At 72.9% G+C, this 13699-nt stretch carries 12 protein-coding genes; 9 read left to right on the plus strand and 3 right to left on the minus strand.

Annotated elements, in window-relative coordinates; genetic code table 11:
- Positions 1-109 precede the first annotated feature (109 nt).
- Genes ACGFIE_RS18710 through mptB (ACGFIE_RS18730) form a run of 5 tightly spaced genes read left to right on the plus strand, consistent with a single transcriptional unit; the run spans position 110 to position 8506 of the window.
- Positions 110-877, plus strand: coding sequence for a type 1 glutamine amidotransferase (locus tag ACGFIE_RS18710; protein ID WP_393296146.1), 768 nt, complete (start codon positions 110-112; stop codon positions 875-877).
- Positions 877-3969 (plus strand): bifunctional [glutamine synthetase] adenylyltransferase/[glutamine synthetase]-adenylyl-L-tyrosine phosphorylase, encoded by a 3093-nt coding sequence (locus ACGFIE_RS18715; RefSeq protein ID WP_393296148.1) that lies wholly within the window; start codon positions 877-879, stop codon positions 3967-3969. The genes ACGFIE_RS18710 and ACGFIE_RS18715 overlap by 1 nt, the downstream gene beginning before the upstream one ends.
- Entirely contained in the window at positions 3962-5581 is a 1620-nt protein-coding gene (locus tag ACGFIE_RS18720; protein ID WP_393296150.1) for a hypothetical protein, read from the plus strand. Before ACGFIE_RS18715 ends, ACGFIE_RS18720 begins: the two co-directional genes overlap by 8 nt.
- 37 nt (positions 5582-5618) lie before the next feature.
- Entirely contained in the window at positions 5619-7028 is a 1410-nt protein-coding gene (mptB, locus tag ACGFIE_RS18725; protein WP_393296152.1) for a polyprenol phosphomannose-dependent alpha 1,6 mannosyltransferase MptB, read from the plus strand.
- Between the two features lie 14 nt (positions 7029-7042).
- The gene (gene mptB, locus ACGFIE_RS18730) at positions 7043-8506 is read left to right on the plus strand and encodes a polyprenol phosphomannose-dependent alpha 1,6 mannosyltransferase MptB (RefSeq protein WP_393296154.1); all 1464 of its coding nucleotides are present in this window, start codon (positions 7043-7045) and stop codon (positions 8504-8506) included.
- Positions 8507-8579: 73 nt separating this feature from the next.
- Here the strand turns inward: mptB (ACGFIE_RS18730) and ACGFIE_RS18735 are convergent, their stop codons facing one another.
- Both ACGFIE_RS18735 and ACGFIE_RS18740 read right to left on the minus strand, forming a co-directional pair.
- Positions 8580-9554, minus strand: a complete 975-nt coding sequence (locus ACGFIE_RS18735; protein WP_393296156.1) for a hypothetical protein — start codon at positions 9552-9554, stop codon at positions 8580-8582.
- On the minus strand, positions 9551-9916 hold the full coding sequence (locus tag ACGFIE_RS18740; protein WP_393296157.1) for a PadR family transcriptional regulator: 366 nt from the start codon (positions 9914-9916) through the stop codon (positions 9551-9553). The genes ACGFIE_RS18735 and ACGFIE_RS18740 overlap by 4 nt, the downstream gene beginning before the upstream one ends.
- 601 nt (positions 9917-10517) lie before the next feature.
- Here ACGFIE_RS18740 and ACGFIE_RS18745 point away from each other — a divergent pair.
- The 4 genes from ACGFIE_RS18745 to ACGFIE_RS18760 all read left to right on the plus strand — a co-directional run bounded on the left by ACGFIE_RS18745 (position 10518) and on the right by ACGFIE_RS18760 (position 11950).
- Complete coding sequence (locus tag ACGFIE_RS18745) at positions 10518-11009, plus strand: hypothetical protein (RefSeq protein ID WP_393296159.1); 492 nt, start codon at positions 10518-10520, stop codon at positions 11007-11009.
- A gap of 36 nt (positions 11010-11045) precedes the next feature.
- Positions 11046-11243, plus strand: a complete 198-nt coding sequence (locus ACGFIE_RS18750) for a helix-turn-helix domain-containing protein (RefSeq protein ID WP_306273756.1) — start codon at positions 11046-11048, stop codon at positions 11241-11243.
- 59 nt (positions 11244-11302) lie between these two features.
- A complete protein-coding gene (locus ACGFIE_RS18755; RefSeq protein ID WP_393296161.1) occupies positions 11303-11530 on the plus strand; it encodes a hypothetical protein in 228 nt (75 codons plus the stop codon).
- Positions 11531-11635: 105 nt separating this feature from the next.
- Positions 11636-11950, plus strand: coding sequence for a tyrosine-type recombinase/integrase (locus tag ACGFIE_RS18760; RefSeq protein WP_393296406.1), 315 nt, complete (start codon positions 11636-11638; stop codon positions 11948-11950).
- A gap of 81 nt (positions 11951-12031) precedes the next feature.
- Here the strand turns inward: ACGFIE_RS18760 and glnA are convergent, their stop codons facing one another.
- Positions 12032-13456 carry a type I glutamate--ammonia ligase gene (gene glnA / locus ACGFIE_RS18765; protein WP_007463290.1) on the minus strand — a complete coding sequence of 475 codons (1425 nt, stop codon included), beginning with the start codon at positions 13454-13456 and terminating at the stop codon, positions 12032-12034.
- Between the last annotated feature and the right edge of the window lie 243 nt (positions 13457-13699).

Here is a 13699-nt window from a genome sequence, read left to right on the forward strand (position 1 = left end):
ACGAGCCCCGAACCCCGGCCGCGAACGCCGACGCACGGATGGGAGCGCCCGAGCGACGTGGACCGTGGCGGGCCGTGGCGTTGTGGGACGTACCGGCTAGCCTCGACGCGTGGCAACCGCGCTGGTGATCGAGAACGACCCGACCGACGACGCACGCCGGCTGGGCGAGTGGCTGACCGAGGCTGGGCTGGAGCTGCGGGTGGTCCGCCCGCACGCCGGTGAGGAACTCCCCGCCGACCTGGAGGGGTACGCGGCGCTTGTGGTGCTCGGCGGCGACCAGCAGGCGTACCCGCTGCCGGACGGTTCGCCCGGCGCACAGTGGTTCCCGGCCGTGGAGGGGTTGCTGCGCAAGGCGGTCCGGTACCGGGTGCCCACCCTGGCCGTCTGCCTGGGCGCGCAGTTGCTCGCCACCGCGCACGCCGGGCTGGTCGAGCGGAGCCCGTCCGGGCCGGAGATTGGCCCCGGCGTGGTCGGTCGGCGGGACGCCGCCGAGGGCGACCCGCTGTTCCGGTACGTGCCGCTGATCCCGGACGTGCTCCAGTGGCACTCCGACGAGATCACCGAGCTGCCCCGGGGCGCCACCCTGCTGGCGGCCTCCACCCGCTATCCGCACCAGGCGTTCCGGCTCGGCGACCGAGCCTGGGGGCTGCAGTTCCACATCGAGTGCGACACCGCGATGATCGCCGACTGGGCCACCGACTCGGCCCAGCTCGCCGAGCTGGGCTACGACCCGGAGCTGGTCGTGGCGGCGTGCGACTCGGTGATGGTCGACGTCGAGGAGGTCTGGCAGCCGTTCGCCGCCCGGTTCGCGGCGCTGGCCCTCGGCGAGCTGGACGACAGCACGACGCGGCGTGGCCTGCCGCTGCTCGGGCACTGATGGGCCGGCCGACGAGGGCACCGGGCCGGCTCGCCCGCTACGGCTTCGGCGTCGCCGACGGCGACGGGGGAGCCCGCGCCGCCGACCTGCTCGGCCCGGACGGGCTGGGACTCTGGCAGCCTGTCGAACAGGAGCCGGTCGACGAGACGGCCGCGGAGCTGCTCGCCGCGCTGTCCCGGGCCGCCGACCCGGACCTGGCGCTGCGCCAACTGCACCGCGTCGTCGAGGCCGAACGCCGAGCCCACGCCGGCAGCACCGCGGCCGGGGGCAGCACGACGGCCGGTACCGCGGCCGGCACGACCGGCGGCACGACGGCCGGCGCGAGCGGCGGCTCGCCGCTGATCGCCGAGCTGCACGCCGATCCCGGGCTGCGGCGTCGGCTGATCGCCGTCCTGGGCGCGTCGTCGGCGCTCGGTGACCACCTGGTGGCCAACCCGGAGCACTGTCTGTCGCTGCGCACCGCCCCGGACGGGCTCGCGCCGATCGCCGAGGGTCGCCTGGAACCGGCAGGCGACGGCAACCCGGTGGCGGTGCTGCGGGCCGCGTACCGGCTGGCGTTGCTGCGGATCGCGGCGGCCGACCTCACCGGCGGCCGGGCCCTGGAGCAGACCATGGCGGCGCTGTCGGCGCTTGCCGACGCGACGCTTGCCGCGGCGTACGAGATCGCCGTCGACGAGCTGGCGGAGGGCACCGAGCGACCCCGGTTGGCCGTGGTGGCGATGGGCAAGTGCGGCGGCGGCGAGTTGAACTACGTCTCCGACGTGGACGTGATCTTCGTGGCGGCCGAGGACGCCGACCTGCCCGCCGCGACACTGGTGGCGGCCCGGCTGATCAACATCTGCGGGATGGTCGCCTGGCCGGTCGACGCCGCGCTGCGGCCCGAGGGCAACAGGGGTCCGCTGGTGCGTACCCTCGCCAGCCACCTGGCCTACTACCGGCGGTGGGCGCGCACCTGGGAGTTCCAGGCGCTGCTCAAGGCCCGTCCGGCCGCCGGGGACCTGCCGCTGGCCCAGGAGTGGATCGACCAGCTCGCTCCGCTGGTGTGGCGGGCCGCCGAACGACCCGAGGCGGTCGAGGACGTCCGCGCCATGCGCCGCCGGATCATCGACAACGTCCCGCCGAAGGAGCTGGAACGCGAGATCAAACGCGGTCCCGGCGGGCTGCGCGACATCGAGTTCGCCGTCCAGCTCCTGCAACTCGTGCACGGCCGCGGCGACGAGACGCTGCGGGCCCCGGGCACCATCCCGGCGCTGCGCGCGCTTGTCGCCGGCGGCTACGTCGGCCGCGCCGACGGCGAGTCGCTGCTGCGCGGCTACCGCTTCCTGCGCAGCGTCGAGCACCGGCTCCAGTTGCAGGGCCTGCGCCGTACGCACACCGTGCCCACCGAGCCGTCCGCGCTGCGTTGGCTGGCCGCCGCGCTGGGTTTCACTGCCACGCCGGGACGCAGCGCCGTGGAGAGCTTCCGGGCCGAGTGGGTCACCCACGCCACCGAGGTACGCCGGCTGCACGCCAAGCTGCTCTACCGGCCACTGCTGGAGTCGGTGGCCCGGGTGCCTGCCGACGGGCTGCGACTCACCCCGGAGGCGGCCCGACACCGGTTGGAGATCCTCGGCTTCGCCGACCCGGCCGGGGCGCTGCGTCACCTCCAGGCGCTCACCGGCGGGGTGAGCCGCACGGCGGCCATCCAGCGGACCCTGCTGCCGGTGCTGCTGAGCGAGTTCGCCGACGCGCCGGAGCCGGACCGGGGGCTGCTCAACTACCGCAGGGTCTCCGACAAGCTGGGCAGCACCCCCTGGTACCTGCGGCTGCTGCGCGACGGCGGTCCCGTCGCCCGGCGGCTGGCCCGGGTCCTGGCCCTCTCCCGGTACGTCGCCGACCTGCTCGCCCGCGACCCCGAGGCGCTGCGACTGCTGGCCGAGGAGAACGAGCTGGCGCCGCGCCCCCGCGAGATCCTCCGGGAGGGCTTCCTGGCGGCGGCGGCCCGACACACCGACCCGGTCGAGGCGACAAGCGCGGTGCGGGCGCTGCGCCGCCGGGAACTGGTCCGGGTGGCCTGTGCCGACCTGCTCTGCCGCGCGGGCGCGCTCGCCCCCACCCCGACCCGGCCGGACGGCACGAACCGGCCGGCCCCGGGCCTGGCCGACATCACCGAGGTCGGTACGGCGCTCTCCGACGTCACCGACGCCACCCTCGCCGCCGCGCTACGCGCCGCCCGGGCCAGCCAGCCGGCCCCGGAGGGGCTGCGGTTCGCCGTGATCGGGATGGGCCGGCTGGGCGGGTACGAGTCGAACTACCTCTCCGACGCCGACGTGCTATTCGTCTACGACCCGCCCGCCGGGGCCAGCGAGAGCGCCGCCAGCGCCGCCGCGCACGCGATCGCCGAGGAGCTGCGTCGACTGCTCGGGGTGCCCGCGCCCGACCCGCCGCTCGGCGTCGACGCCGACCTGCGTCCGGAGGGCCGGCAGGGGCCGCTGGTGCGCAGCCTCGCCGCGTACGCGCAGTACTACGCCCGCTGGTCGCGGGTGTGGGAGGCGCAGGCGCTGCTGCGCGCCCGGTTCGTCTGCGGTGACGCCGACCTGGGCGCCGAATTCGAGGCGATGATCGAGCCGGTGCGCTACCCGGCGGACGGGTTGACCCGCGAGCAGGTAGTGGAGATCCGCCGGATCAAGGCCCGGGTGGAGACCGAGCGGCTGCCGCGCGGCGCCGACCCGGCAACCCACACCAAGCTGGGCCGGGGCGGGCTGGCCGACGTGGAGTGGGCGGTCCAGCTCGTTCAGCTCCGGCACGCGGGCGCGGTTCCGGCGCTGCGCGGCACGCGTACCCTCGATGCCCTCGCGGCGGCCGAGCGGGCCGGCCTGATCGACCCGGCGGACGCCGCGGAGATGGCCGCCGGCTGGTCCCTGGCCGCGCAGGTCCGCAACGCGTTGATGCTGGTCCGGGGCCGGCCCGGTGACCAGCTGCCCCGGCATGGGGTGGAGCTGGCCGGGGTGGTCCGGCTGCTCGGCCGCGACGACCCGGGGGAGTTCCTCGACGAGTACCTGCGCACCGGCCGGCGCTCCCGCGCCGCGACGGAACGGGTCCTGAATGCCTGAAGCGTCGACCCGCCCGGCCACGCGGTCCCCGCAGGCGGCCTGGGCGGCGGCGACCGGGGCCGCGCTCGTGCTCGCCGTCGCGTTCCTGCTCGCGCCGCGGATGGGCACCGACCTCGCAGCCCAGGTGGCCCGCGCCGAGTTCGCCGACCGGTACGGTGCCACGCCGCTCGACCTCGGCTGGTACGGCGGCGTCAACCAATACGGCTACAGCCTCTTCACGGCGCGGTTGGGTGCGCTGATCGGGGTGCGTCCGCTGGGCGCGGTCGCCGCCGTGGTCGGCGCTGCCGCGCTGGGTTGGCTGTTCACCCGTAACCGGGCCCGTCGGCCGCTGCTGGCCGGCGTCCTCGGCGCCGTGGTGCTGGTCGGAAACCTGGCGAGCGGTCGCATCACCTTCGCGGTGGGGTTGGCGTTCGGGCTGCTGGCGCTCTGCGCGGTAAGCGTGGACCGCCCGTCGCGCTGGATCCGGTTGACGCTCGCCGCAGTCTGCGCGGCCCTGGCGACCGCGGCGAGCCCGGTCGCCGGTCTGTTCACCGGACTGGCCGGCGCGGCATTGCTGCTGTCCGCGCTGCGCACCGGTGGCGGACCGGGCCGTTCCCTACCGCGAGGCTTGCGGGCGGAACGACCACTGGGGGAGGGGTTCGTCCTGGCCGTGGCGCCCGCCGCCACCCTCGCCCCGATCGCATTCCTCTTCGGCAACGGCGGCACCCAGCCGTACTCGGCAGAGTCGATGCGGATCAACGTCGCGCTCGCGGTGCTGGTGGCGGCCGTGCTGCCACGCCGACGCCGGGTGTTGCGCATCGGGGCGGCGCTCACGGTGCTGCTCCTGGTCGGGGCCTACTACGTCCCCAGCCCGATCGGGTCCAACGCGCTACGACTGCCGATGCTGTTCGCCCTGCCCGTGCTGGCCGGGTACGCGCCGCTGCCCGGCACGTGGCTTGCCGGGCTGCTCGCTGCGACGGTCTGGTGGCAGTCCCCGGTGATGTTGAGCGACGTCACCCGGGCCGGCGCCGCCGAGAGCGCCCAGGCGTTCCACCGCCCGCTCGTCGCGGAACTCGACCGACGGCAGCCCGTCGGGCGGGTCGAGGTGGTGCCCCTGCGGGACCACTGGGAATCGGCATACCTTCCACCTAGCGTGCCGCTGGCCCGTGGCTGGGAACGCCAGGTCGACAGCGACCGCAACGCGCTGTTCTACGACGGCACCCTGAACGCGCAGACGTACGAGCAGTGGCTACGTCACGAGGCGGTGACCTACGTGGCACTCGCGAACACTCCCGCCGACCGGTGGGGGCGCGACGAGGCCGCGCTGATCCGCACCGGCCTGCCGTACCTGCGCGAGGTCTGGCGCGACAAGACCTGGCAGATGTACGCCGTGGTCGACCCGACACCACTGGTGGGCACTCCAGGACAGCTCGTCACCGCCGACCGGGGCATGGTCCGGCTGACTGCCGTGCCCGGTGACGTGCCGGTTCGGGTGCGCTGGTCGCGCTGGTTGACCCTGAACGGCCCGAAGGGCTGTCTGCGCCCCGGCGCGGACGGGTGGACCGAGCTGCGGGTCCGCGAGGCCGGCGACTACTCGATCACCAGCGGGCTCAAGCCGGCGAACCACTGCTGACTGCCTGCCGTCAGCGCTCCGCCGACCTGCTGGCAGCATGTCGGGCGTGCCTTCCCACCTCGCGCGCTGGACCGGCCTGGCCGGCTCGACGCTGCTCGCGTTCTCCGCGTTTCTCGGCGGCGCGTTCCCCAGCGGCCCCCTGCGCAGCACCCCGGTCAGCATCTGGCAGGGGCCCAACGGCCCGCTGATCCTGGCCGCCTGGGCGGTCGGCACCGGCCTGATGGCGTACGCCTGGTGGGCGTTGCGCGACGGGGGACCCTCGACACGGTGGGCCCTCGTCACCGTCGGGCTCTGGCTGCTGCCACTGCTGATCGCGCCGCCCTTCGGCAGCCGCGACGTGTACGCCTACGCCTGCCAGGGCGCCAGCTTCGTCGGCGGCATCAGCCCGTACGAGCAGGGCGTCTCCGCGCTGCCCTGCCCCTGGCTGGACTCGGTCTCGGTCATCTGGCGCGACACCCCGGCGCCGTACGGGCCGCTCTTCGTGCTCATCGCGGGCGCCGTGGTGGAGGTCACCGGTTCGCTGACCGCCAGCATCGTGCTGTTCCGTGCGCTGTCGCTGGTCGGCGTGCTGCTCACCGCGTGGGCCTTACCGGCGTTGGCCCGTCGGGCCGGTGTGCCGGCGAAGCGGGCGGTGTGGCTGGCGTTGGGTTCCCCGCTGGTCGCCGCGCACCTGATCGGTGGTCCCCACAACGACGTGCTGATGCTCGCCGCGCTTGTCGGTGGGCTGGCCGTGGTGGCGGCACACCCCGGTCGGCGGGGCCTGCTGCTGGTCGGCGGTCTGCTCCTCGGCGTCGCCGTGGCGATCAAGGTGACCGCGGTGGTGGTGGTGCCGTTCGCCGCGTTGGCGGCCACCGCCGGGCCGTACCGGCTCCGGACGCTGATCCGCGACGGCGGCTGGGTGGTCGGCGGCGCGGTCGCCGCCGTGGTCGGTGCGACCGTCGCCGGTGGGCTGGACTTCGGCTGGGTCGGCGGCCTGTCCGGGGGCGGCGCCGCCATCGCCTGGACATCCCCGTCGACCGCTGTCGGGCAGACGGTCGGTTACCTGGCGGCGCTGTTCGGCGGTCACATCGACGCGTTGCCGGTAACTCGCGGGATCGCCGTGGTCCTCCTGGCCGTACTGCTTGTCTGGCTGTGGTGGCGCGCCCGCACCCGCGACCCGCTGTATCACGCCGGTCTGGCGCTCACCCTCACCGTCGCGCTCGCCCCCGTGGTGCACCCCTGGTACTGGACCTGGCCGCTGTTCGTGCTGGCGGCCACCGCACAGCGGACCAGATGGTTCATAGTGGTCGCGCTTGTCGCGTCGTTCCTGGTGCTGCCGGACGGCACCGGCCTGCCCCGGTACACCAAGACGGTCGGGGCGCCGCTGATGACGCTGTTGGTGATCGTGCTGGTCATCCGGTTGGTACGGTCGGCTCGGGCGGCCCGTCAGCCGGTCGCCGCCGACTGAGGGAAGGTGCGCCGGTGACCGAACCCGGCGCGCGCCTCGCCCGGTACGCGGGACTGGCCGGCTCGGCCCTGCTCACCGTCGCCGGGTATCTCGGTGGGGCGCTGCCCGACGCCCCGCTGGGCGCGACGCCGGTGTCGATCTGGCGAGCCCCGAACGGCCCGGCCACGTTCACCTGCTGGCTCATCGGCACGGCGGTGCTGGTCGGGGCCTGGTGGTCACTGCGCGCCGGTGCGCCGTCGGGCCGGTGGGCGTACGTCACCGCCGGACTGTGGACGCTGCCGCTGCTTGTCGCGCCCCCGCTGGGCAGCCGGGACGTCTACTCGTACGCCTGTCAGGGCTGGACGTACGCGCACGGCGCCGACCCGTACGCGGTTGGCGTGGCGGCGGCCGGCTGCCCGTGGGTGGACGCGGTGGCGCCGATCTGGCGGGACACACCCGCTCCGTACGGGCCGGTCTTCGTCCTGCTCGCGGCCCTCGCGGTCACACTCGGCGGTGGGCTCACCGGCACGATCGTGGCGCTGCGGGTCATCGCCGTGGCGGGGCTGCTGCTGGCCGCGCTCTGCCTGCCCGGCCTCGCGCGGGCGGCTGGCGTGCCGACCCGGCGGGCCGTCTGGCTGGCGCTGGCCACCCCGCTGGTCGGCGTCCACCTGGTGGCCGGAGCGCACAACGACGCCGTGATGCTGGGCCTGCTGCTGTGCGGGCTGCTGGTGGTGGTCAGGCGGCCGGGCCGACCGGCGGCGCTGCTCGTCGCGGGTGCGCTGCTCGGCCTGGCCGTGACGGTGAAGGCCACCGCCGTGGTGGTGACGCCGTTCGCCGCGCTGGCCGCGGTGCACGGCCGGCACACCGTACGGGCGCTGCTGCGCGACGGCGGCGCTCTGGTCGGCGGGCTGCTGGCCGCGCTGCTGGTCACCTCGGCGCTGTCCGGTCTCGGCTTCGGCTGGGTGGCCGGGCTTACCCGCAGCGGGGACTCCGAGCAGTGGACGTCGCCGCCGACCGCCGTCGGCCTGGTGGCGGACTACGCCGGCGCGCTGGTCGGGCGGGATCCGCACGCGGTGCCTGTGGTCCGGGCGGTGGCGCTGCTGCTGCTCGCGGCCGTGGTGGTGGTCCTGTGGTGCAGGGCCTGGCGGGCCCTGCGGGCCTCGGGTGATCCGGCCTCGGTCCGCGCCCGGGTCACGCTGCACGGCGCCGGCCTGGCCCTGGCCGCCACGGTGGCCCTGTCCCCGGTCTTCCATCCCTGGTACGCGACCTGGCCGCTGGCGCTGCTCGCGCTCACCGCCACCCGGACCACGTGGTTCGTGCTGCCGACGGCGATGGCGGCCTTCCTCGCCCTGCCCGACGGCACGAATCTCGCGCGCTTCACCAAGGCCCCCGGCGCCCTGGCGATGACCGCCCTGCTCCTGACCGCGCTCATCCTGCCGGTCTGGCACCGACAGAAGCGCCCGCCCGCTGCTCAAGATCCCGCTCGAACATGGTTGTAGTGGCCCCGTCGTGGCGCCGAGGCCACTACATCCAGGATCGAGCACGATCATCCAGGGTGTGCGCGCGGGCGGTTCAGCGGTGGGTGTTCCAGGTCGGGCCGGGGGTGGAGGTGCGGACCAGCCGGGCGCGTGCGGCGAGTGCCACCGGCAGCAGGGCGGGGCCGACCAGTGCGACCAGGCCAGCCGTCACGGCCAGCGCCGTCCAGCTCGGAGCGAACGCGGCCGGCACGCCGTCCGCCGCCCCGGCCAGCGGGTGCAGGGCCAGCAGACCCACCGGGGTGAGCAGGATCAGAGTCGCCCAGACACCCCGGAGGTCGCCGCGCAGCGCCAGTCCGACGGCGAGCAGCACCGCCACCACGAGCATCGCCACGGCGGCGCTCTGCAACATCACCGCACTATCCGAGCGGTAGGTCCAGGCGAAACTGTCCCACGCCGAGCTCACCGCGAATGCCAGGCCGGCGACGGCGGCGACCAGCGGCGTCACCCGCAGCGACACCGGCCGATCGCCGGGTACGCCGAGCGCCACCAGACCCAGCCCGACCTGGGGGAGCAGCACGAACAGCGGCGGGCGGGGCAGACCGGTGAGCGCGGCGGCGGGAACGAGCGCGACCGTGAGGAGCACCGCGACCGCGACCGCGCGTCGATGCCACCGGCCGGGTGTCAGCGCCTGCGCCACCGCGGCGAGCAGCCAGCCGACCCACGTCACCATGCCGAGCGACACGAACGGCCCGACCGACGGTTCACCGAAGCCCGGCGGAGCGGGGCGCAGTTCGAGAACCGTCCACATGCCGGCGAGCGTGCTGGCGGTGAGCAGGGCCACGGCGGCCGCGAGGCGTACGCCCGGCATCAGGTCTGTTGCTCCGGCGGCGCGTACCCGCTGGCGGAGCCCGCCGCGCAGGAGGTCCGCGGCGTCCGCGAGGGAGGGCCAGCGGCGACCCGGCGCGGCCAGGTCCAGGTAGGTGCCGACGATCTCGGCCCCGCGGGAACGCCGGTACTCGGCGGGGTACGCGTGCAGCAGGCGCAGGTAGCGGCGCTCCAGGTCGGTCATGCGAGCCCTCCGGCGAGGCGCGGGGTGGCCGGTCGGGCGGCGCGAGCCCGTGCGGCCAGCCGGGCGGTGGCGGCCTCGACGTTGCGCCGGAGCCGCTCCGTCTCGGCGGTCAGCGTGGCGTCGCCGGCGGGGGAGAGCCGGTAGTAGCGGCGCAGCCGCCCGTCCACCACCTCCTCCCGGTCGACCTCGACGAGGCCGGCGTCGACAAGCCGGTCGAGCGCGCCGTAGAGGGTTCCCGGGCGGAGCGTCACCCGCCCGTCGGACAGGGCGGTGACCTCGCCGATCAGCCCGTAGCCGTGCAGCGGCCCGCCGGCGAGCGCGGTGAGGATGAGGAACGTGGGTTCCCGCAGAGGTGTGTCCATGCCGGACAATATAACGGACGCGAAGGTATGTCGGTGGCCGGTAGGTCAGCGTGGCGGCTGACCTGGGGGAATGGCATCGATCAAGCTGCTGAGCAGGTTGTACGCCGCATATAACCTTGCATCGTCATCCACTGTTTCCAGACGGCATCTGCACCCCTCGTCTTCCTAGCGATCATGGGGTGGGGTTGTGTGCGAGCGGTTCCGATGGTGACCGGTGCGGCATCCCGTCGCGCAGGCTCCGCCCGGCGCGGTCTGGTGGCCTCCGGTGTGCGACGGGTACCCGGTCGCGGCCGAGGCATCCCAGAGTCGCCAGGGTCCGGGGCGAGTAGCCCCGGCCGCCGGAGGCCATCCCCGGGTCGTAGGGCCGGAGGCCCTGCCCGCCGGAGGCATCGCCCTCGCGTTGGTCCCGACGGCTGTTTCCGCCTGCCGAGTCAGCTATCGGCCATCCGGCGGCTTCGTCTGGAACCAGAGGATCGCGGTTGCACCGAGGAGCAGCAGGACGCTGTGTCCGGCCTCAGGACCTGCGTGACAGATCGGTATCACGACCTGCGTGACACTCCGCCGAGTGTTGGTGAGTCGGGATGCCTGACAAGATTGAGCCGTGCTGAGATCCGTTGAAATCAGGACCGCGCTCACCGTCCCAGAATCGCCGTTCCACAACCTGCACTGGCGCGGCAAGCTCGAGCTCAGCCTGGACTGCTTCATCTGCGAACGCACCGGACGCACCACAGGCTTCGAGCTGGGCGCAGAACAGGCGGTCTGCTTCAGTGGCCGCGGGACCGGCAAGCACCACACCGCCGCCAGAATCGCGGCGTTCGACCACACCGACGCGCGCGACCGAACAACCCTTCGGGCGGTGGTGGACTACTGGTGGGCACCCTTCCACGACGCCAAGCGAGACCAGCCAGCCCATGTCCTGACCCGCGAACCTTGGGTCCGCCACTACCTCGGGTACTACTGCCCCGAGCAAGACCAACCTGGCGAGTTCTCCACTCAGACGAACCTCGTCCGACCACAATCCGCTGCCTGCCAACACTGCTCCGCGCCGATTGCACAGAGCCACGAAGCGCCGCAGCTACGACTCCTGCCCTGATCGGCATCCGTCGCCCTGGTGGTGGCCGCTGGACCGATGAGCACACAGGGGCAGACAAGCGCTGTCGACCGGCTGTGGACGGTGGAGGATGTCTCCGCCTTCCTCGGCGTGCCGGTGGGCACCCTGTACCAATGGCGGCACCGCCGTTTCGGGCCACCGGCGGCCAAGGTCGGACGGCACCTGAGGTACGACCCGCAGGATGTGCGGTCCTGGGTCGCGGAGCAGGCGGCGTAGGCCATGCCAATCGATGACCTGTGGTACCTGTCTACACGTACCTCAGTTCGATGTTCGCCATGGCGGTACGGGACCGGCTGATCTCGGCCAGCCCGTGCGACAAGGGCATTCGGCTTCCGTCGGTCGGCCGGGGGAGCCGGGTCCTTCCCACGGCGGAGCAGGTGCACGACCTGGCGCTTCTGCTGCCGGCCCGGTTGGCCGCGACGGTCTATCTCGCGGCCGGTTGCGGGCTGCGCATGGGCGAGATCCTGGGCTTGGAGGTGGACGACATCGACTTCGCCGCCTGACGTCGTGGCGGTGGCGTTGCGGCACCACCTGGCGACGGGTGCGACGCGGTCGAGGTCGATGACGACACGGACCGTCGCCGGCCGGTCCGCCGGGCCGCACGCCTGCTGTTCCGGGGTGTCGGCGGCGAGCCAGTCAACGCGGCGACCTTCTCGCGGACGTGGGCGAGCGCCCGGGAAGCCGTCGGCCTGCCGGCGCGGTGGGGGATACACGGACTGCGGCACTACTACGCGACAGTCCTGATCCACGCGGGCGCGTCGGTGAAGACGGTGCAGCTCGCGTTGGGCCACAGCACACCGACCATCACGCTCAACACCTACGTCCACGAGTGGCCGGACGTGCTCGACCGGACGCGGCTGCTCATCGACGGTGCGCTCGGTCAACACGAAACGGCGGCCACGCCGGCTGTGAGCCGGGCATGACCGCCGTCCGCGAGGTTGCACCCAACCTGTACCCAAGATCAGTAGCGATCTTGTTGGTGCAGGTCAGAGCCTTGATCAGGCTCAGCAGTCGTAGTACATGGCGAACTCGTGCGGGGTCGGGCGCAGACGCACCGGGTCGACCTCGTTGGCGCGCTTCCAGTCGACCCAGGTGGAGATCAGGTCGGGGGTGAAGACACCACCGTCGAGCAAATAGTCGTGGTCGGCCTCCAGCGAGTCGAGCACGGCCGGCAGCGAGCCCGGCACCTGCTTGACGTCGCCCCACTCCTCCGGCGGGAGGTCGTAGAGGTCCTTGTCGATGGGCGTCGGCGGCTCGATCTTGCTCTTGATGCCGTCCAGGCCGGCCATCATCATGGCCGAGAAGGCCAGGTAGACGTTTGCCGACGGGTCCGGAACGCGGAACTCGACGCGCTTGGCCTTGGCGTTGCTGCCGGTTACCGGGATGCGGGTGCAGGCGGAGCGGTTGCGCTGCGAGTAGACCAGGTTGACCGGCGCCTCGTAACCGGGCACCAGGCGACGGTACGAGTTGACCGTCGGGTTGGTGAACGCCAGCAGCGACGGCGCGTGGTGCAGCAGACCGCCGATGTACCAGCGGGCCATGTCGGACAGGCCGGCGTAGCCGGTCTCGTCGTAGAACAGCGGCTCACCGTTGAGCCAGAGGCTCTGGTGGGTGTGCATGCCGGAGCCGTTGTCACCGAAGAGCGGCTTGGGCATGAAGGTCGCGGTCTTGCCGTTGGCCCAGGCCTCGTTCTTCACGATGTACTTGAAGAGCTGGAGCTGGTCACCGGCGTGCAGCAGGGTGGAGAACCGGTAGTTGATCTCGGACTGGCCGGCGGTGCCCACCTCGTGGTGCGAGCGCTCCACGTTGAAGCCGGTGTCGACGAGCCGGCGCACGATCGAGTCGCGCAGGTCGGCGTAGTGGTCGACCGGCGGAACCGGGAAGTAGCCGCCCTTGTACGCCGTCTTGTAGCCCAGGTTGCCGCCCGCCTCTTCGCGGCCGGTGTTCCAGGCGCCCTCGACCGAGTCGATGTAGTAGAACGACTGGTGCGCCGAGGTCTCGTGGCGGATCGAGTCGAAGATGTAGAACTCCGCCTCGGCGCCGAAGTAGGCGGTGTCGGCGATGCCGCTGGCCGCGAGGTACGCCTCGGCCTTCTTCGCGACGTTGCGCGGGTCGCGGCTGTAGGCCTCGCGGGTGAACGGGTCGTGGATGAAGAAGTTGAGCGCGAGGGTCTTCTGCGCCCGGAACGGGTCGATGAACGCGGTGGCGACATCCGGGAGCAGGAGCATGTCCGACTCGTGGATCGCCTGGAAACCGCGGATCGACGAACCGTCGAACGCGAGGCCGTCGGTGAAGAGGTCGTCGTTGACGGACTCGACCGGCAGGTTGAAGTGCTGCATCACGCCGGGCAGGTCACAGAATCGAACGTCGACGAACTTCACGTCCTCGTTCTTGAGGTATCGCAGCAGTTCCTCGGGATTGGCGAACACACATCCTCCTGGCACGTCCACGGGGTGGCTAGGCTTCTGGCGACGCTAGGGCCGGGGGGTTGCCCGGCCATGTCTCCGGTGTTTCTGCCGTGTTACGTCCCTCGCGGAGCGTCAGCGACGCTCCTGTCTACGCACTCAGGCTGCGCAAACGTCGTATCGGCTGTTCCAGTGTAATGACACTTGATGTCATTCGCCCGAATCGGCACGCAGCGGTGACGGCGCTCCGAGGCCACGATCGGGTCG

Origin of the sequence: Micromonospora sp. NPDC049275 (assembly GCF_043197115.1) — a bacterium.
Classification (GTDB): domain Bacteria; phylum Actinomycetota; class Actinomycetes; order Mycobacteriales; family Micromonosporaceae; genus Micromonospora.